At 68.9% G+C, this 18933-nt stretch carries 17 protein-coding genes; 5 read left to right on the top strand and 12 right to left on the bottom strand.

Annotation, left to right across the window (positions count from 1 at the left end; genetic code table 11):
- The first annotated feature begins 67 nt into the window (after window positions 1-67).
- On the top strand, window positions 68-1510 hold the full coding sequence (locus tag C8D87_RS37890) for a neutral zinc metallopeptidase (RefSeq protein ID WP_112230808.1): 1443 nt from the start codon (window positions 68-70) through the stop codon (window positions 1508-1510).
- Between the two features lie 32 nt (window positions 1511-1542).
- Window positions 1543-2337 carry a helix-turn-helix domain-containing GNAT family N-acetyltransferase gene (locus C8D87_RS37885; protein WP_233439373.1) on the top strand — a complete coding sequence of 265 codons (795 nt, stop codon included), beginning with the start codon at window positions 1543-1545 and terminating at the stop codon, window positions 2335-2337.
- A gap of 92 nt (window positions 2338-2429) precedes the next feature.
- Here C8D87_RS37885 and C8D87_RS37880 read toward each other — a convergent pair whose 3' ends face one another.
- The 4 genes from C8D87_RS37880 to C8D87_RS37865 are packed head-to-tail and all read right to left on the bottom strand — an operon-like array spanning window position 2430 to window position 6381.
- On the bottom strand, window positions 2430-3395 hold the full coding sequence (locus C8D87_RS37880; RefSeq protein ID WP_407656880.1) for a co-chaperone YbbN: 966 nt from the start codon (window positions 3393-3395) through the stop codon (window positions 2430-2432).
- On the bottom strand, window positions 3392-4216 hold the full coding sequence (locus tag C8D87_RS37875; protein WP_112230945.1) for an SCO6745 family protein: 825 nt from the start codon (window positions 4214-4216) through the stop codon (window positions 3392-3394). Before C8D87_RS37875 ends, C8D87_RS37880 begins: the two co-directional genes overlap by 4 nt.
- Window positions 4217-4226: 10 nt before the next feature.
- A complete protein-coding gene (locus C8D87_RS37870) occupies window positions 4227-6029 on the bottom strand; it encodes a WD40/YVTN/BNR-like repeat-containing protein (protein WP_112230806.1) in 1803 nt (600 codons plus the stop codon).
- Window positions 6030-6075: 46 nt separating this feature from the next.
- Window positions 6076-6381 (bottom strand): MTH1187 family thiamine-binding protein, encoded by a 306-nt coding sequence (locus C8D87_RS37865; RefSeq protein ID WP_109634490.1) that lies wholly within the window; start codon window positions 6379-6381, stop codon window positions 6076-6078.
- A 51-nt stretch (window positions 6382-6432) separates the two neighbouring features.
- Here C8D87_RS37865 and C8D87_RS37860 point away from each other — a divergent pair, with 51 nt between their 5' ends.
- The 3 genes from C8D87_RS37860 to C8D87_RS37850 are packed head-to-tail and all read left to right on the top strand — an operon-like array spanning window position 6433 to window position 9093.
- Window positions 6433-6930 (top strand): MarR family winged helix-turn-helix transcriptional regulator, encoded by a 498-nt coding sequence (locus tag C8D87_RS37860; protein ID WP_112230804.1) that lies wholly within the window; start codon window positions 6433-6435, stop codon window positions 6928-6930.
- Between the two features lie 40 nt (window positions 6931-6970).
- A complete protein-coding gene (locus C8D87_RS37855) occupies window positions 6971-8023 on the top strand; it encodes a phosphotransferase (protein ID WP_112230802.1) in 1053 nt (350 codons plus the stop codon).
- Window positions 8023-9093 (top strand): phosphotransferase, encoded by a 1071-nt coding sequence (locus C8D87_RS37850; protein WP_112230799.1) that lies wholly within the window; start codon window positions 8023-8025, stop codon window positions 9091-9093. Before C8D87_RS37855 ends, C8D87_RS37850 begins: the two co-directional genes overlap by 1 nt.
- Here the strand turns inward: C8D87_RS37850 and C8D87_RS37845 are convergent.
- From C8D87_RS37845 to C8D87_RS37815, 8 genes are all read right to left on the bottom strand, one after another.
- Window positions 9065-9388: a DUF3817 domain-containing protein gene (locus C8D87_RS37845; RefSeq protein WP_109634500.1), complete on the bottom strand. Its 324-nt coding sequence runs from the start codon at window positions 9386-9388 to the stop codon at window positions 9065-9067. The genes C8D87_RS37850 and C8D87_RS37845 overlap by 29 nt on opposite strands.
- 50 nt (window positions 9389-9438) lie before the next feature.
- A complete protein-coding gene (locus tag C8D87_RS37840) occupies window positions 9439-10482 on the bottom strand; it encodes an ABC transporter permease (protein WP_109634503.1) in 1044 nt (347 codons plus the stop codon).
- The gene (locus C8D87_RS37835) at window positions 10479-11390 is read right to left on the bottom strand and encodes an ABC transporter ATP-binding protein (protein WP_109634505.1); all 912 of its coding nucleotides are present in this window, start codon (window positions 11388-11390) and stop codon (window positions 10479-10481) included. The genes C8D87_RS37840 and C8D87_RS37835 overlap by 4 nt, the downstream gene beginning before the upstream one ends.
- A gap of 78 nt (window positions 11391-11468) precedes the next feature.
- Window positions 11469-12263, bottom strand: a complete 795-nt coding sequence (locus C8D87_RS37830; RefSeq protein WP_112230798.1) for a hypothetical protein — start codon at window positions 12261-12263, stop codon at window positions 11469-11471.
- Between the two features lie 96 nt (window positions 12264-12359).
- Entirely contained in the window at window positions 12360-14606 is a 2247-nt protein-coding gene (locus C8D87_RS37825) for a helix-turn-helix transcriptional regulator (protein ID WP_146771994.1), read from the bottom strand.
- Window positions 14607-14633: 27 nt separating this feature from the next.
- Window positions 14634-16844: a GH92 family glycosyl hydrolase gene (locus tag C8D87_RS37820; protein ID WP_325049750.1), complete on the bottom strand. Its 2211-nt coding sequence runs from the start codon at window positions 16842-16844 to the stop codon at window positions 14634-14636.
- Window positions 16845-16854: 10 nt separating this feature from the next.
- Window positions 16855-17205, bottom strand: coding sequence for a hypothetical protein (locus tag C8D87_RS46465; protein ID WP_170166724.1), 351 nt, complete (start codon window positions 17203-17205; stop codon window positions 16855-16857).
- A 247-nt stretch (window positions 17206-17452) separates the two neighbouring features.
- Window positions 17453-18907 (bottom strand): glycoside hydrolase family 47 protein, encoded by a 1455-nt coding sequence (locus C8D87_RS37815; RefSeq protein WP_112230792.1) that lies wholly within the window; start codon window positions 18905-18907, stop codon window positions 17453-17455.
- Window positions 18908-18933: the final 26 nt, after the last annotated feature.

The raw sequence follows: 18933 nt of genomic DNA, 5'->3' as shown, positions 1-18933 counted from the left end.
GAATTTCACGTTTGGCCCCTGGTCCTTGCGCCATGCACGTGAACCGCTCTTAGTAGGGTTCGCCCTCATGGGGATCGGACGAATCGCCGTCGCACTAGCCGCGGCCGCAGCGCTCACCGCCTGCGCCTCCGTGGTCGAGGGTTCACCGAAGGGCGAACGCCCCGACCCCACGAAGGTCGCGGGGCTGGAGATCTCCAACGGCCCGTCCGGCCCCAAGCAGGGCGTGCCGGACGCGGACCTGAACGTCGAGAACGGCGACGGCGGCGAGATGGACCAGCTGGCGATCAACACCCTCGCCGACGTCCAGGAGTTCTGGAAGGCCGAGATCCCCCGCGCGTTCGCCGGCAAGACCTTCGAGCCGGTCAAGCGCTTCCTCTCCTACGACTCGGCCGGCAAGGGCGTCGAGGTCTGCAAGCTCGACACCACCGGCGTCGCCAACGCCTTCTACTGCGCGCTGGACGACAGCATCACGTGGGATCGCGGCGAACTGCTCCCGATGCTCAAGGACGCCTTCGGCCCCATGGCCGTGGTCACCGTCCTGGCCCACGAGATGGGTCACGCCGTCCAGTACAAGCTGGGCGCGGCCTCCAACATCGGCCCGAACACCCCGTCGATCGTCAAGGAACAGCAGGCCGACTGCTACACCGGCGTCTTCATGCGCTGGATCGCCGAGAACAAGTCCAAGCACTTCGAGCTCTCCACCGGCGAGGGCCTCAACCAGGTCCTGCAGACGATGTTCTTCATCCGCGACTCCGCGGGCACGTCGTTCGAGAAGCAGGGCGCCCACGGCAGCGCCTTCGACCGCGTCTCCGCCTTCCAGTTCGGCTTCGTGCGAGGCGCCGCCCGCTGCGCCGAGATCAACGAGGCCGAGATCAACAAGCGCATCACCGAACGCCCCTTCGACCTCTCCGACAAGGACCAGGGTCAGGGCCGCGGCAACGCCCGGATCGACCAGGACAAGTACCTCAAAGCCCTCGACGAGTCCCTCCGCGACGCCTACAAGTCGAGCGGCGCCGCCTTCCCGACCGTCGACAAGGGCGGCATCAAGCCCTGCAACGACGCCCAAACCACGTCCCCAGCCACCTTCTGCCCGTCCACCAACCAGATCCAGCTGGACCTCCCGTCGCTGGTGAAGATCGGCACGCCCCCGAAGAAGGGCACGAAGGGCGGCATCGGCGACTTCGCGGCCTTCGCCGTGATCGCCTCCCGCTTCTCCCTCTCCATCCAGCACGCCACGGGCTTCCCGCTGGACGACGACGCCGCCGGCCAGCGCACCGCCTGCCTGACCGGCGCCTGGGCGGGCCTGACCAACCGCCCTGACGCAGCCGCGGGCCTGAGGCTCTCCCCCGGCGACCTGGACGAGGCCGTGGCCGAACTCCTGGCCGACAACAGCCTCATCGCCTCCGACGTGAACGGCAAAGCCGTCCCCTCCGGCTTCGCTCGCGTCGAAGCGTTCGGCGACGGCTTCTTCCGAGGCTCCTCGTACTGCGTCAAGAAGTATTCGATTTGATTCCTACATCGACGTTCGTCGATACTTGCCCCGTGCTAACCGATGAAGCCGCGACCTACGCCTCGTGGTTCTCGACCCTGTCCGACCCCACCCGCGTCCGCCTGCTCCACCACGTGGCCTCAGCCCCTGGCGCGGTCACCGTCGGCGAGTTGACCACCGCACTGGGCGTCAGCCAGTCCACCTGCTCCCACCACGTCCGCAAGCTGGCCGAAGTGGGCTTCATCCGCGTCCAGCGCGAGGGCACAGCCACCCTCGTCACCGTCAACCCGGCCTGCTGCACGGGCCTCCCCCACGCCGCCGACGCGGTGATGGGCGCCCTGACCAGGGGCACGGTGGCCCCGGTGTCCGGCGTGACGGTGCGTCCCATGACCGCCTCCGACTGGCCGGAAGTGCGCCGCATCTACGGCGAGGGCATAGCCACGGGCAACGCGACCTTCGAAACCGAGGTCCCGTCCCGCCGCACGCTCGAGTCCAAGTGGCTCCCGGACCACCGCTGGATCGCGGTGGTCGACGGCGAGGTAGCGGGCTGGGCCTCCGCCACCCCGGTCTCCGCACGCGAGTGCTACGCCGGCGTGGCCGAGACGTCGATCTACGTCAGCGACTCGCACCAGGGCCGCGGCGTGGGCAAGACGCTGCTGCACCACCAGGTCTCGGCCGCCGACGCCGACGGCCTGTGGACCCTGCAGGCCGTGATCTTCCCGGAGAACCGGGCCAGCATCGCCCTGCACCACCGGGCGGGGTTCCGGACGGTGGGCATGCGGGAACGAATCGCCCAGCACCACGGTGAATGGCGCGACACCGTCCTTCTGGAGCGCCGCCGCCCCTGACGGCGATGCCGGAGGCGTTGAAGGGCTCTTGGGGAGTGTCAGGAGACTGAGGGCAGAGCCCTCAGCCCACCACGTGCCCCAAGCGACCGATCTCAGTACAGCGCGGAAGCCAGGTTCCGCCGAGCCGCAGCAACCCGAGGATCATCCGACGGGAACAGCTCGAACAGCCCGACCAAGTGCTGCCGAACCCGATCCCGGTCATCCCCGTAAACCCGCCGAACGGTGTCCACCAACCGCGCAAACGCCTCGTCAACCTGCTGCAAAGCCACCTGGGCATCAGCCGCGGCCAACTGAGCCTCGACATCCTCGGGCGCGGAATCAGCCTTGGCGATCACCGCGGGGTCAACCGACTCGGCCCGCTCGGCGAAGCGAGCCTGCGCCAGCCCTTCCTTGGCCAGCTCATTCCCGGGCTCGGTAGCAAGAATCTGCGAGTAGTACCCCTGAGCAGCTGCGTAATCCCCGCGCTCAAAGGCCTCCTCGGCCGCGACGATGCGGGGATCCTCGACAATGTCCTCCTCGGCGGGAGCGGTGGCACGCGCCTCCCCGGCCCGAATCCCCGGCAGCCGATCCCGGAGGGCGTCCAGCAACCGCTGCACCCAGGCGGAAAGCTCGGCATCCGCCAGCGGCCCGGCGAACGCGTCGATGGGCTGACCAGCGGCGACGGCCACCACGGTGGGCACGGACTGAACGCCGAACGCCTGCCCGATCCGGGGCGCCTGCTCCAGGTCGACCCGAGCCAGGATCCAGGAGCCCCCGGAAGAGGAGGCCAGACGGGTCAGGGACGTCGCCAGCTGCTGCGACTCGGGGCTGTAGGAGGCTCCCAGGAGCACCACCACCGGCACCTGCAGGGACTGCTCGACCACAGCCTGGAACGAGGCTTCGGTGACGTCCACGATCCACGGCGCGGATCCGTTGTCGCCCGAGCTCGAAGGAGCGGCGGCAGGAGCGGCGGCGGCTTGGCGGGCGGCGTCGGCTCGGGCCTTCAGGGCGCCCAGATCGACGGCGCCGGAGAGCGCGGCGGACAGTGCGGCGGTCTTGCGAGGATCAGGCCTTGTCACGTGTTCCATCCTGGCACGGCTAGTTCCCGGACCGGGTCCAGGGCCATCGGGTTGATGCGCATCGCCTCATTGGCCGAAGCGATACGTAGAGCGAGCGGTGTCATCAGCTCGATGAACCGCGAAGTTCCAGAAGCGCCCAACGCTTCCCACGGCGCGAGAGCAGCAGCATCAGTTGCACGCTCCACTGCGGCGAGATCGCCGGGCAGATCCGCAACGGCTTCCCATTCCGACTCGGTCCAACCACGCGCGGACCGCATGTATGCCGGATCGAGGGAATGTTCGCGCGCGTAGAGCGCAAGCGCTTGGCACGGGCCCACCCCGTGAGCCACCAACGCGGCCACGTGGCCGTCGCCGCGGGCCTCGCGCAGGATCGTGCACGCGTGCCAAAGCGCCAGATGAGGCGCGGAAGGCCACGGCAACGCGCGGTTCGCGGCGGCCAGCGGACGGCCGGCCAGCGGAGCCGCCAGAGCAGCGGACCTGGCCAAAGCTGCGGCCTCGGTGATCTCAGGCGTGTCGACCTCGCCCAGCAACCGGCGCAGAGCAAGATCGACGCCCGACAAGCGCGCCTCCAAGTACGAGGCAGGCGAGGCGACCGCCCACGCGTCCGGCAGGGCGCGCGAGACCATGCGCGGGGCGAAGTTGTAGAAGACAGCCGTCACCAGCTCCGGTGACGCGGCGCCCAGCGGGGCGGCGCGCATGCCGAAGTAGCCCATCCAGCCGCCCTTGCAGCCCAGCGCGTCGGTCGCGGCACGGGACTCGGGCGTGAAGTACGTGACGTCGTGGTAGGGCTCGAACCTCAACCACAGCTGCCTCGCGTCCACGCCCGACACGCTAACCCAGTGAACGCCGGTGCACGGATCCGCTCACCGTGCCGGCGTAGAGCGTTCGACCATCCGGGGAGACCAGCAGAGCCTCGACACCACGCTCCACGTCCGGACCGCCGAACACGGTCCACGAGCGGCCGCCGTTGACCGACCGCAGCACGCCCTTGCTCGATCCCTCGAACGAGATCGAGCCGAGGTACAGCACACCGTCGGGGCCGATCGCGATCGTGGACAGCTGTTCCGAGGACACGCCGGGAACCTCGACGAACGCGACCCCGTCGAACGACACGAACACCGAGTTCTGGCCCACCGCGACGACGTGCCGAGGATCGCGCGGATCCACCAGCACCGAGTTCATCCGCCCCGGCAAGACCTGCCTCAGCGTCACGCCGGCGTCGACGGACCGGTAGAGCCCACCGGCGTCGGCGAGCCAGATGCCACCAGGATCAGCCGCGATCGTCCTGATCCCGCGCAACCCGGCGTGCACCCGCGGCACGAAAGAAGCCCCGCCGTCCAGAGACACGTAGAACGCGTTGATCAGGTAAGCGCCCAGGTAGACCCGAGACGGCAGCACCGGGTCGAACACCAGGGAGCGCGTGTTCCCCGGCATCTCGGCCGTGATCACCCACGTCCGGCCACCATCGAGCGACCGCTCCACGAAGATCGTGTCCTGCGACCCGCGATAGCCGTTCCGCCCGCGCAGAACGATCCCGTCCCGCGCCGCCAGCGCACCGATCCGGTTGCCGATCGCGTGCGGCGCGGTCCCGTCGAAGTCCCACTCCTGCGCGGCGACGGGCAGATCCGTCCGGTAGGAGCCCTGCATGGTCCCGGCGATGAGAGACCGGCCCGACACCGCCAGCGACAGCACGTGCGCTCCCGGCACGCCGACCCGCTTGAAGTGCTCGTGGTCCGCGGTCGCGTAGACGCCACCGGACCCGTAGACCCACTGCCAGTCCGGCAGGTCGGGGAAGCTGCCGATCTCGGTGTAGACGTCGACCTTCGCCACCGCGTCGGTCCGCTTCCACGTCGCGCCCATGTCCGCGCTGATGAAGTGCCCGTCCAACGTCTGCACCTGGATCCAGCCGTTGGCCGTGATCCCGCCGTACAAGATCCACGTCGACTTCCACGGACCGGACACAGCACGCCAACTCACACCGCGGTCCGAAGACAGGTGCACCCCGCCGCTGAACTTCCGCGCCACCACGACGTCACCCAGTGAGGTGATCTTGTCCGCCGGCACGTCGGACACCGACCACTTGCCGGCACGCAGCACGTGCACCACCCCACCGGCGGCCACGAGCAGATCCGGGCCCACGACGTGCACGTCCTCGGCCGACGCAGGCGATCCGGGCAGCAACGACCACCCCTGCCCGCCGATCCCGCGATAGACCCCCTCCGCGGCCGCCGCGTACGAGAAGCCACCGCCGAACGCGACGTCCTGCACCTCGGACGGCGTTCGCAGAGCGACGGAGAACGACAGGCCGCCGTCCACGGACCGCAGCACCGAACCGGCACCGCCGCCGCCCTCCGCACCCGCCACGAGCACGGTGTCCGGCCGCGCCGGATCGGCGGCCAGCGCGTTCCCGCGCATCTCCGGGAACAGCCGCCCCTGCCGCCAGGTGCGGCCCCGGTCGGCGGACCGGAACACCTGCTGGCCGGCACCCGGCAGCACGTAGACGAGGTTCCGCGCGAACGCCATGTACCCGCCCGCACCGTTCGGGCCGATGTTCTCCCACCTGGTGGACGGCCCGGCGTGCGCCGACGGCACGACCGCCAGCAACGCGGCCAGCAGGGTGATCACGAATCTCACGAGGTACGCCTCCGCTCGACTCCCAACGGTCAGCGGCGGAGCTCGATCATGGCGTGTCGGCGAGGTGCTCCTCAACCCGTTGCACCTTGGCGCTCAGCTGGTTCGTGTGGCCGGGCCGGATGTCCGCCTTGAGCACGAGCGAGACCCGCGGGGCGGCGGCCTGCACGGCCTCGGTGGCGCGCTTGACCACGTCCATCACCTCGTCCCACTCTCCCTCCACCAAGGTGAACATCGCGTTCGTCTGATTGGGCAGGCCCGACTCCCGCACGATCCGCACGGCCTCGGCGACGGCCTTGGCGACGCTTCCCGACGAGTCCGAAGCGGACGGAGCAACGCTGAACGCGACAAGCACACGTGCCTCCTGATGATCCAACGGTTGTACTGACTGGTAGCTTCGGTGCCCATGACACCGCTGCCGTTCGATCCGATCGCCCGCGCGGCTGAGCTGTGGGACGACCGGGTGGGTCCGTCCACCTCGATGGCCGCCGTCACGAGCGTCATGCGTGTCCAGCAAATCATCCAGTCCGCCGTGGACGCAGCCCTCAAGCCGCACGGCCTCACGTTCGCCCGCTACGAGGCGTTGGTGCTGCTCTACTTCTCCCGCAAGGGCGCGCTGCCGATGCGGGTCATGGGCGAGCGCCTGCAGCTGCACCCCACGAGCGTCACGAACATCGTCGACCGGCTGGAGAGCGACGGCCTGGTCCGCCGCACCCCGCACCCGACCGACCGCCGCACCACGCTGGTCGAGATCACCGACGCGGGCCTGGAGCGGCGCGAGGCCGCGACCGCCGCGGTCGTCGAGGTCAACCTGGGACTCAAGGGCCTCACCGACCGGCAGACCGAGCAGCTCACCGAGCTGCTCGCCAAGGTCCGCCGGGCGAGCGGCGACTTCGAGGACTAATTCGTTTGGCACGCGCGCACGTCTGTGGCGTGATGTGCCCATGCAGTGGGAACGACCGGACAGGTCGATCGTCGCCCTCGTCAGCACGCCCAGCGGCTTCGCCGGGCGCACCGCCGCAATCCCGGTCGAGACACCGAACTGGAACCACGTCGAGCCGATCAACACCGCGTTGCGGGAGCTCCTCGGCGTGCCGACCAGCGTGCTGCGCCTCGTCTCGGTGGAAGGCGGCAGCGTCCCGTTCGGCGGCGTCGTCACCTACCACGTCGAAGCGCACGGCGAACCCGACCGGACCTGCCTCGAACCCGCGGAGGAACCCGAGCCGGACGCCGAGCACCGGATGCCCTGGGCACGACTGGGCGGACCGGCGGAGCTCGTCGAGTGGGCCGACACGGTCATCACCCGCACCGGCCCGGCGGTCCAGATGCGCACCTGGAACCTGTCGAGCGTGCACCGGCTGCCCACCGCGGACGGCCCGGTGTGGCTGAAGGCCAGGCCGTCGTTCTTCGCCGACGAGGGCGCCGTGATCAAGATGGTCGCCGCGCACGACCCGACCCTGGTGCCCGAGCTGCTGGCCACCGCGCCGGACCGGGTGCTGCTCAGCCAGGCCGAGGGCGGCAACTGCTGGCACATGACACCCGAGATGGTCGAGCGGGTGGTGCCGCGCTGGGTCGCCGTGCAGCACGCGCTCGCGGGCGAACCCCTGCTCACGCCCACGACCGTGCCGATGCCGTCGTTCGGCCTCCCGGACACGCTCACCCACGGCGACTTCCACGGCGGCAACTGGCGCAGCAGCGGCGTGGTGATCGACTGGTCCGACGCCTGCTGGGCTCACCCAGCGCTGGACGCGTGCCGGCTCATGGAGTTCCACCCCGGCCTGCGCGAGGTGATCAGCCGGGTGTGGAGCGAGGCCTGGCTCGCGCTGCGCCCGGACAGCGAACCGCTCAAAGCGCTCGAGGTCGCCCGCCGCGCCTCGCACCTGCACAACGCGGTGAAGTACCAGGAGTTCCTGGACAACATCGAGCAGTCCGAACGGATCTACCACGAGGGTGATCCGCAGGGTGAGCTCCGGGCTGTGCGGCAACTGGTTCGCTGATGACGGAACGGCCTTTGCTGAGGTGGGAACGACCGGACCGCACGATCGTCGCGCTCGTCAGCACGCCGGGCGGGTTCGCCGGCCGCGTCGGCCCGATCCCTGTCGCGACCTCGGACTGGAACCACGTCCAACCGGTCAACGCCGTGCTCCGGGACCTGCTGGGTGCCGAGACGAACGTGCTGCGGCTCGTTTCGGTCGAAGGTGGCGACATCATGTGCGGCGGCGAGGTCACCTACCACGTCGAGGCCTACGGCGAGCCCGACCGCACGCAGCTGCACCCCGCCGAGGAACCTGAAGCCGACGCCGAGCACCGGATGCCGTGGGCGCGGCTGGGCGGACCGGCCGAACTGGTCGCGTGGGCGGACACGGTGCTCGCCCGCACCGGTCCGGCCGAGCAGATCAGGACCTGGAACCTCTCCAGCGTGCACCGGCTGCCCACCGCCGACGGCCTGGTGTGGCTGAAGGCCGTGCCGTCGTTCTTCGCCGACGAGGGCACGGTGATCAAGATGGTCGCGGCGCACGACCCGACGCTGGTGCCAGCCGTGCTGGCCTCCGCACCGGGCCGGGTGCTGCTCAGCGACGCCAAGGGTGCCAACTGCTCACAACTGACGCCGGAGATGGTCGAGCGGATCGTGCCGCGCTGGGTCGCCGTGCAGCACGCACTGGCCGGAGAGCCTCGGCTGCCGTCGTCCGCCGTGCCGATGCCGTCGTTCGGACTGCCGGAGACGCTCACCCACGGCGACTTCCACTCCGGCAACTGGCGCGACAGCGGCGTCATCATCGACTGGTCGGACGCCTGCTGGGGTCATCCCGCGCTGGACGCGAACCGGCTGATGGAGCGCGACCCCGGCCTGCGCGACCTGATCGCTCAGGTGTGGAGCGAGGCCTGGCTGCGGCACCGTCCGGACAGCGAGCCGCTCAAAGCGCTCGAAGTCGCCCGCCGCGCGTCGATGTTGCACAACGCGGTGAAGTACCAGGAGTTCCTGGACAACATCGAGCAGTCCGAACGGATCTACCACGAGGGCGACCCGCAGGCGGAGCTCAGAGCTGTTCGGCAGCTGGTTCGGTGAGCCGGCCGGTCTTCGCGGCCCAGCGCTCGAAGATCACCGTGCCGAACGGCGGGATGCTCGACAGCAGCCCGAGCACGAGCGTGCGGCCGTCCCACTTCAGCGGCTCCTTCGCCATCAGCGTGACGAGCACGAAGCCGACGAAGATGACGCCGTGGATCGGGCCGAAGATCTTGACGCCGATCTCGTTCTGCACGACGACGTACTTGAAGAACATCCCGAGCAGCAGGCCCGCCCAGGAGATCGCCTCGGCGAGGGCGAAGATGCGGAACCGTCCAACCACGCTGGAGAACGTCATGGCTCCCCATCATGAACCGTGACGGGGAGCACAACGCATCCGGGTCTGTCCTATTCCTCCCATTTGAAGACGCGTGAGGCGATGAAGGCGATCACGAGCGTGAAGCCGATCAGGACGGCTCCCGGCAGCAGCAGCGCCTCGATCCCCTTGCCGCGCACCAGCACGTTGAGCATGCCGTCGTTCATGTGCCGCAACGGGAAGATCTTCGACACGGCCTGCAGCCAGCCGGGAGCCTGTTCGACCGGGAAGAACGTGCCGGACAGGAACGCCATCGGCAGCACGACGATGTTCGCCGCCGCCGAAGCCGCTTCCTCCGTCTTGGCGAACGCGCCGACCAGCATGCCGAGCGCGAAGAACGCGATCGTTCCCAGCAGCAGCAACGGAATCGCGAGCCACCACGACCCGGACAGCTGCAGCCCGAACACCGGCAGCATCGCGATGCCCACGAAGATCGCGCCCTGCACCAGGGCGACGCCTGTGCTGACCAGCACCCGCGACGACAGCACCGCGGTCGCCGACACGGGCGCGAGCCGGATCCGCCGCAGCACCTGCTTGCGCCGCCACGACACCAGCGTCAGCGCCGAACCGAACACCGCGGACACCGCCACACCCCAGGACAGGATGCCGGGCGTCAGGTACTGGATCGGTTTGAGCGAGGCGTCCTCGACCTTCTCCGCGGCGAACGTGAACCGCGGCGGCTGGCCGGTCGCGGCGAGGTTCGCCTTGTCCACGAACCCGTTCACGATGCCGACCACGGTCGCGGACCCGACCTGGTCGCTCTGCGCGAACCGCAGGTCGAGCTGCTGGCCGCGCACGATCAGCGCCGCGGGCAGGTCGCCGTCCTTCACCTTCTGCACCGCGGCGTTCTCGTCGTTGTACGGCTCCAGCTCCAGCACACCGCTGTCCCGCAGCGCCGAGACGATCTGACCGTCGCCGACCACCGCGATCCTGGTCTTGTCGGTACCCACGTCACGCAGGATCAGGCCGAAGATCACCAGGAACATCAACGGGAACAGGAACGTGAAGAACAGCGTCACCTTGTCGCGGATGAAGCCCTTGAGCATCGCCACCGAAAGCGACTTGAACGCGGTCATGCGCGGTACTCCCGGCCGGTCAGGTTGAGGAAGACGTCTTCGAGGGTGGCCGTGCGGACCTGCAGCCCGTCGAGCGCACCGCGTTCCGCCAGAGCGGACAGCACGGGAGCCGGACGGCGAGTGGAGATCGTCAGCGACACCTCGTCCTCGTGCGCCTCTTCGACACCGTCCATCGCGGACGCGTCCGCAACGGACATCACGCCCTTCTGCAGCGTCACGTGCGTCGGCGCGTCCAGGCCGCGGACCAGCACCGCGGGCGGGTCCAGCGCGAGGATCCTGCCGGTGTCCATGATGGCCACGCGGTCGCAGAGGATCTCGGCCTCGTCGAGGTAGTGCGTGGTGTAGACGATGGTCTTGCCGCGTGCCTTGATCGCCCGCAGCACGTCCCAGAGGTTGCGCCGGGCCTGCGGGTCGAGCGCCGCGGTCGGTTCGTCGAGGAACACGATGTCCGGGTCGTGCACCAGCGCGCACGCGATCGAGAGGCGCTGACGCTGACCGCCGGAGAGCTTGTTCTCCTGCTCGTTGGCCTTGTCCGCGAGTCCGACGAGTTCGAGCATGTCGGCGGCGGTGCCGGCGCTCACGCCGTACAGCGAGCCGAACGTCTGCAGCTGTTCCTTCGCCGTCAGCTTCTCGAAGAACGACGACGCCTGCAGCTGCACGCCGATGCGCGGCAGCAGCTTCACGTTGCGCGGCCACGGGCTCTCACCGAGCAGCCGCACCTCGCCGCTGTCCGGCTCGCGCAGACCTTCGATGATCTCGAGCGTGGTCGTCTTCCCGGCGCCGTTGGGCCCGAGGATGCCGAAGAACTCACCCTCCGCCACGGTGAACGAGACCCCGTCCACCGCCTTCAGCCCGCCGTAGCTCTTGCGGATGTCCCGCACCACGACCGCCGACCGTTCCTCCGTCATGGGCGGGACGTTATGTCAGCGGGACCCGGTGCGCGTGGCGGAACGACGAAAGTCGGCGCCAAGTCGAGACGAACGGATTCAGCCACCCGCCGCCAGCAACGGACACGCGATGTAGATGTCGTTGAGCCGCCGCAACGCCGCGGCGAACTGCTCGAACCTGGCGCGGGGGACGGCCGCGCGCACGTCGTTGATCACCTGCCAGAGGTAGCGGTGCTCGGCGGCTTCCACGATCCGCGGTGGCGGCTCCTCGCGAACGTCGCAGGCGAACGCGAGCGCGACCGTCGCGGCACGCAGGCACGCCGTCGCGAGCGTCACGCAGTCCTCGACCAGCGGCCGGTCGTCCTGGGCGCGCACCACGCCGCTGACCGCGAACCGCACGGCCTGCATCAGCGCGAGGTAGAGGTGCTGGCCGGCCTGCACGCGTTCGTGCGGCAGGTACTCGGTACCGGGGCAGGGAGTCACGACCGTCATGCCGACCTGGGGCCGGCGCAGCACGTGGTCGAAGAGCGCGGTCGGCGCCCAGAGCAGCGTGCGCCAGGAGTCCTCGCCGATGGAGGTGCCCATCCTGGCCGCGTTCTCCAGCACGTCGAGGTAGGCGATCAGGATGCTGGACAGGAACACGCCGCCGCGGTCGCCACCCACCCGCACGACGCCGAAGCATTGGTCGTGGCCCGTGCCACCGTTGTCGTGACCGGGCTTCCACTCGATCACGTCGCTGCTCGCGAGCACCACGCGGGCGAGCCGCTGGTGCACGGGCGACGCCGACAGCACCGTGTCGTCCAACCCCATCCGGACGAGCATGGACGCAGCGTGCTGCAACGACTCGCGTCTTTGCGGCACGAGGTCGGGGTGCAGCAGCCGGAACGGTTCCACGTGTCCCCTTCCCCTCAGTTGGTTGTACTCACAATGAACGCCGGGGAGCGCGAAGTCATCCGGATGAACCGCAGCGTTACGTCTCAGTTGGACGTGTCAGTTCGACTGCGCCCACGCGACGAGCTGCGCGCGAGTCGAAAGATCCAACATGGTTTTCACGTTGTGCACGTGGGATTCCACCGTTCGGTGGGAGATCCCGAGCTTCGCCGCGACCTGGGCGTTGGTCATGCCCTGCGCCACCAGCTCGACGACCATGCGCTGCCGGTCGCTCAGCACCGCGTGCCGCACGATCTCCTTGTCCAGCGCGGTTTCCACGGCATGGCGAACGTCCATCGCCCGTCCGGCGCTCACCGCGCGGCTGAAAGCCGCACCGGACAAGGCTTCCCTCGCGACGTCCAGCACAGAGTCCAGCTTCCGCCGCCACCACTGCTGCACCGGAAGGGCCCGTACCGTGCGCATCTGTTCGCACGCCACCAGCAACCGGACGCCGAGCTCGTACCGTCCGGACAGCACCGCGACCACCGCGCGTCCCTCGACCGACTCCAGCACCTCCCAGGGGAGGTGCTCCGAGATCCGCACGCCTTCGGCGAACCTTGCGCCCGCGGCGGTCAGATCGCCTTGTTCCAGCGCGACGCAACCCCACGTGTGCAGTGCGATGGCAACGATGTCACATCGTGCATGTGTTCTCAGCACGGGCAACGAGTCCCCGACCAGCACACTCGCCTCGTCGACCGAACCCATGAGGAGCAGGCACCAACCGAGATTGTGCTGCGACACCGCAACACTCACGTCGTTGCCGTTGCGCACGCCGTACTCGATCGACTGGCGCAGCGCCCATGTGGCGTTCGGCAAGTCGGCCATGCCGTCGTAAGCGCCCGCCAACGTGCGGTAGAGGCGGCACATGATCTCCTGCTGCCCACCGGCTTCGGCGGTTTCGATCGCCTCCGTCGCGTACTTCACCGCCTCGTCGTGCCGTGCCTCGTGTCCCGCCAGCAGTGCGGCGTACTCCAGCGCGAGGATCCGGTAGCGGGCGTCGGCTGGTGACTGGTCCAGCACCTGCATCAGCACCGCGCCCGCCTCGGTGAAGTAGCCGCGGTCGAAGCACACCCGCAGCAACATCGTGGCGAGCATCAGGCGGCGATCGTCGTCCGGTGCCACCAGACGGGTGAACGCGTACACCACGTTGTCGTACTCCTGGTGCTGCGCCCTCACCTGCTCCGGCGCCAGGATCGACGACGCGACACCGGGTTCGCCCAGCCCGCAGAGCCACGAGATGATCCGTTCGGCCGTCACGGCGTGCTCGTCGTGCTCCCTGAGCCGCTCCTCCGCGTAGAGACGCACCGATTCGAGCATCCGGAACCGCCCGTCGTCCTCCCGCACCACCAACGACTTCGCCTGCAACGCCGTGAGCAGCCCGATCACCGGCCCGCCCTGCACGACCTGGGCGATGTCGAGCCCGAACCCTCCCGGCAGCAGCGCAAGCCTGCGGAAGAGCTCCTTCTCGTATCCGGTCAGCAGGTCGTGACTCCACGCGATGGCCGCGCGCAGGCTTTGGTGCCGCGTCTCCTCTCCGGCGTCGCTGAGCAGGTCGAGCCGCTGGTCGAGGCGGTTCGCGAGCTCGCTCAGCGGCACCGACAGCGACACCTTCGCGGCCAGCTCCACCGCGAGCGGCACGCCGTCCAGCCGTGCGCAGATGGCCGCGATCGTGTCCTGGTCGCCAGGCACCCCGGCGCGTTCGGCGAAGAGCCGCACCGAGTCCTCGTCCATGCCGTGCACCGGGTAGACGGCCTCGCCGACGGCACGCAGCGCTTCCCGGCTGGTCGCGAGCACCTGCACGTTCGGGCAGCGCGAGAGCAGCGCGTCCACGACGTCGCAGCACTCCTCGACGAGATGCTCGCAGTTGTCGACGAGCAGCAGGACGCGCCGGTTGCCGAGCTCCGCGAGCAGCGTCGTCCGCAGTGCGACACCTGCGTGCTGGTACACCCCAACGGCTTCGGCGAACGCCTGCACCACCTGGCCAGGACTGCTCAGCCTGCCCAGCTCGACCGTGCGGACCTCGGTCCTCCTGGCACGTCCGGCGAGCTCGACCGCGAGCCGCGTCTTGCCGACACCGGCCGATCCGACGAGTGTGAGCATCCTGTGCTTGCGCAGCAACGAAAGCAGCTCGGCCAGCTCCGTCTCCCTGCCGACGAACGCGTCGTCGTGAACGGGCAGCTCGGCGACCACAGTGGACTTACCGGCAGAGCGCTGACGGTAGGCACGCTGACGGCAGGCGTTCGAGCAGTACCGCGCCCGCGACGGCCGGGGCGCGAACTCCGTGCCACAGCTCGCGCAGGTGCCCACCGGACGAGCCTACGACCGTTCCGCGTCTCAATTGGAAAGTGTGTGGAGGTCGACCTCGAGCGTGGTCCCCGATCGCAGCTCCGCGAGCTCGATCCGATCTTTGGCGCGCGACAGCCAGCCGCTGCGAATCCGCTCCACCACCTGCGTTTTCGTCGTGTCCGCGGCCTCCGCCTTGATCACGATGTCCTTGCCGTTCTCCAGGTGGACCACTGCTCGGCGGAATCTGGGAGCGTGTGGCACGAACTCACCGGTGCCGGGCACCGCGGGGTACATCCCGAGCACGCTGAACACGTACCAGGCCGACATCGTGCCGAGGTCGTCGTTTCCGGTGACACCGGCCGGCCCGTTGACGAACAACGTCTGCGCGGCCCTCACGACCACCGACGTCTTCTCCGGCTTGCCGATCAGCGCGTACATCCACGGCGCGTGCAGGTCCGGCTCGTTGTTCGGGTTGTACCTGAACTGGTTGTAGTAGTCGTACGGTCCAACAACCCACTTCTCACGGACAGTTCGCTTCGGATCCGTCAGGAGGTCCTGGTAGGCGAAGAAGTCGTCGAGCCGCGCCTCGGCCGCCGCCTTGCCGCCCAGCGCGGTGATCAGGCCGTTGATGTCGTGCTGGGCCAGCCACTGATACTGCCAGGCAGTGCCTTCGTGGAACCCGTCCGCCCCCTGCGGCGTGAACGGGCTGAGCCACGCGCCGTTCTGCAGCTTGGGCCGCGGGAAGCCGGTGAAGCCGCGGTCGGCGACGCTGTGGTCCCAGAGGTTGCGGTGGTTGAGGCCCCGCTTCCTGAGCCGTTCCGCGTCCTCCTTGTGGCCGAGCTCCTCAGCCATGATCGCGAGGGTGGCGTCCGCCAGCGCGTATTCGAGAGTCGCCGACGCGCCGTGGTGCGGGTCGGTGTCCTGCCCCTTCTTCGGGAAGCGCTTGTCGTACTGGACGAAGCCCTTGGCCAGGTAGGTCGGGTTGCCGGACCGGCCCTGGAAGCGCGAGCTCTCGGGCGGGACGCCGTCGACGTTCTGCAGCAGCGCCCGATAGGCCTGGTCCTCGAAGTCCTTGAGGTGCCCGAACCGCCACAGGTCGACCAGGAACGGCGTGACCGGGTCGCCGGTCATGCAGTTGGTCTCCTGGTTCGCGAAGGCCCAGCGCGGGAGCCAGCCGCCCTGCTCGTGGATGGCGAGGACGCTCCTGGCGATGTCCTTCGACCTCTGGGTGCGGATCAGCGCGAGCAGCTGGTTGTGCGCGCGGTAGGTGTCCCAGAGCGAGTAGTACTCGTAGTACGTCCAGTCCTCGGCGTGATGGACCTGGTTGTCGAAGCCGCGGTACCTGCCGTCGGCGTCGCTGCCGGTCAGCGGCTGGAGCAGGACGTGGTAGAGCGCGGTGTAGAAAACGGCCCGCTCGTCCCAGTCCTCCGTCTCGATCTCGATGCAGCAGAGCTCCTGGCGCCACGCGTCCTGGGCCTCGTTGCGGATCTCGTCGAACGACTTGCCCGCGGTCTCGGCCTCCAGGTTGTTGGTGGCACCTTGCGCGTCCACTTGGGACAGTGCGGTGCACGCGGTGACCGGTCCAGGTTCGAACGTGACCCAGGCGCCCCTGAGCCCCGCACCACCCGCGGACTCCCGTTGCCCCGGCTTGGCGCCACTCGGCGACCACGTGCCGAACTCCCGGAAGGGACGGTCGAACCGCGTGGTGAAGTAGGTGACGTACGGCCGGCCACCGCAGAACGCCTGCGTCTCCACGGATCCGGTGATCGTGCGGTCGTCGACGACCTTGATGCTGCTCGCGGACACCGGCTCCTTGTCGTTGGCCTGCCCGACGTTGACCAGGAGCGTGCCGCTGGTGCCGCTGGGGAACGTGTACCGCTCGACACCGGCCCGCGTGGTCGCGGTGCACTCGACGGTGATGTCGCGGTCCAGTTTGACCTTGTAGTAGCCGGGCTTGCCGATCTCACCGTCGTGCGTGTACCTGGCGCCGTACCGCTTGTGGTCGAAGCTGCTCGGCAGGCCGCCGGAGACGGGCAGGATCGGGACCAGACCGCCCTGTTCCCAGCAGCCGGCGCCGGACAGGAAGAAGTGGCCGAAGCCGCGGATCACCGGGTCGTCGTAGCGGTAACCGGCGTAGTGCGAGCCGACCGGGCTGGAATGCGCCTTGCCGAAGGGCATGGACGCGCCGGGGAACGTGTTGCCCTCGTCCTTTGTGCCGATGAACGTGTTGACCGACTCAATGGGATCCAGTGCGTCCACGGGTTTCAGCCTAGTTGGGATCTCGGGGTGGTGGGGTGTCCAGACGGGTGGTGGAGCCTCGGCGTGGGCTCGCCTGGTCATGGGCTGGCGCGGGTGCGAGTCCGCTGGCGCGGGCTGGTGGCGGTTCCAGCGGAGGGGTCACCGATGTCGGTTGGTTTCGTTCCAGCGTGGTTGCGTGGGCTTGACGAGCCGGGTCTTTCCATCGCCGCTTCGCGACGATTGCGATTGGGCTTGCGTTTGTTGAGTCGGGTGCGGGAATTACCGGCTGCGCCTTCATGACCTCGGCGACCACCGCGACATGCTCGACCGACAACGCCCCCTCCGCCGCCGCGTCGGCGGCCAGCTCGACGATTTTCTGCATCACCGAATGTTCGCGAACCCGCGTTTCCGTCGCCTCGTCGACGCGGTAATTCCCGCCCCTGATCCAACAACGCAATCGCTGTCGCCGCGAAGCGCGATGAAAATGACCCGGCTCGTCACTGCCCGCGCAACCACCTGCGCAAGGTGACGTCCCGCAAGCCGACCCGCACCCGCAAGCCCCAGGCGAGACCCGGCCTGAGCGCCGCCGCCGCCAAGTCACGGCGCTCAGGACCCGGAGCCTCGGAAAACTACCTGCGCGCCCCCAGGAAGATGTTGCCCTCGGTCGACAGGTAGTGGCTGGTGTAGTCGAACCGCCGGGCGTCCCCGAAGATCAGCCAGTAGTACTTGAGCTGCTCCGACCACCAGTACCCGGGACAGAAGTCGCCCTTCGCCCCGGTTGTCACGTCCGTCAGGATCGTGTAGCCGTAGTTGGTCTTCGAGGTCCGCTTCATCTCCAGGTAGTGCCGGTACGCGCGCTCGCGGTAGACCTCGTCACGCGTGGCGAGCCACAGGAAGAACGCCCCGTCGGCGTATTCCGGCCGGAGCTGGTTGCCGACCGAAGTCGGCCGCAGAGACGTGTAGTTGATGCCCTCCGGCAGCACGCCGTAGCGGTCCTGAACGGCGGTCCACGAGTCGTGGTACGCCCGGCCGCGCGCGATGTCCCCGCTCTCCGCGAGCAGCCCGCCGAAGAACGCCGCCAGCTCGCTCTGCGTCCGCGAGTCGCGGCGACCGGTGAACGCGTCGACCTGGGCGAACCACAACCGGCCGCCGACGATGTCCGTCTGGTTCCTCAGGATGCCGCGCAGCAGGATGTCCCACCACCGCTTGAGGTCGCGGTCGCCGAACAGGTGCCAGCCGTCCCAGAGGTACTCGTAGTAGGAGTCGGCGGGCGGGCCGATCGTGGCATACCGGTTGCGCCAGGCGCCGGTCTCGGCGTGCACGTCCCACGGCAGCAGGTCGTAGGCCGTCCGCTTGTCGAACGTGACTTTGAAGGCCTTCTTGGCCGCGTTGTAGTACTTGCGGTCGCCGGTCCACTTCGAGAGCGAGCCGAACTCCGTGATGTACGTGCCGGTTTCGGCGAGGTTCGTCTCGGGCGACGACACCGCGCCCGTGCGCAGGTTGACGTAGCGGTAAGGGATTCCGGTCGGCGACTTGGTGAACGCGACCAGCAGCCGGTCGGCGAGGTCGCGTGCGAGGTTCAGCAACGCGCTGTCGCCGCTGACGTGGTAGGCGGAGAGCAGGCCGCCGAGCATGCGGATGTTGGTCTCGAACACCTGGAACGGCGCGTCGACGTCGAACGACAGGTTCGCCTTGACCCAGCGGACGCCTTCGGCGAACTCTGCATCGAGCTCCATGAGCCACAACGTGTCCAGCGCCTCGACGACGGTGAGGCCCATCGGGTGGCCTGGCACGAAGAACTCCTCGTGGCCGCCCGACACCGGCTTGATCTGGTCGTGACCGAACGCACGCTCCACATAGGACCGCCAGGCCCAGCGGGTTTCGTTCCGCACGTCCTCGGCGACCCGGCGCCAGCCGCCGGGAGGTGGCGCCAGCGCAGTGGCCCCGACGGAAGGAGCCGCGCCGGCCTCGGCACCGGGTGGAGGCGCGGACGGAGATGGTTGAGCGGCAGCAACACCGGGCACACCGGCAAGTCCGGCGGCGCCGAGGAGGCTGAGAACGCTTCGGCGTGGCAGGTCACGCATCGCAGTACTCCCCTCTGGCTGACAAC

The sequence above is a fragment of the Lentzea atacamensis genome, assembly GCF_003269295.1.
Classification (GTDB): domain Bacteria; phylum Actinomycetota; class Actinomycetes; order Mycobacteriales; family Pseudonocardiaceae; genus Lentzea; species Lentzea atacamensis.
This window is presented reverse-complemented; position numbering and strand designations above follow the sequence as displayed.

Coding starts and splice junctions, on each gene's coding strand:
- C8D87_RS37890 (WP_112230808.1), top strand. CDS start 68: ATGGGGATCGGACGAATCGCCGTCGCACTAGCCGCGGCCGCAGCGCTC.
- C8D87_RS37860 (WP_112230804.1), top strand. CDS start 6,433: ATGACACCGCTGCCGTTCGATCCGATCGCCCGCGCGGCTGAGCTGTGG.
- C8D87_RS37855 (WP_112230802.1), top strand. CDS start 6,971: ATGCAGTGGGAACGACCGGACAGGTCGATCGTCGCCCTCGTCAGCACG.
- C8D87_RS37850 (WP_112230799.1), top strand. CDS start 8,023: ATGACGGAACGGCCTTTGCTGAGGTGGGAACGACCGGACCGCACGATC.
- C8D87_RS37845 (WP_109634500.1), bottom strand. CDS start 9,388: ATGACGTTCTCCAGCGTGGTTGGACGGTTCCGCATCTTCGCCCTCGCC.
- C8D87_RS37840 (WP_109634503.1), bottom strand. CDS start 10,482: ATGACCGCGTTCAAGTCGCTTTCGGTGGCGATGCTCAAGGGCTTCATC.
- C8D87_RS37835 (WP_109634505.1), bottom strand. CDS start 11,390: ATGACGGAGGAACGGTCGGCGGTCGTGGTGCGGGACATCCGCAAGAGC.
- C8D87_RS46465 (WP_170166724.1), bottom strand. CDS start 17,205: ATGCAGAAAATCGTCGAGCTGGCCGCCGACGCGGCGGCGGAGGGGGCG.
- C8D87_RS37815 (WP_112230792.1), bottom strand. CDS start 18,907: ATGCGTGACCTGCCACGCCGAAGCGTTCTCAGCCTCCTCGGCGCCGCC.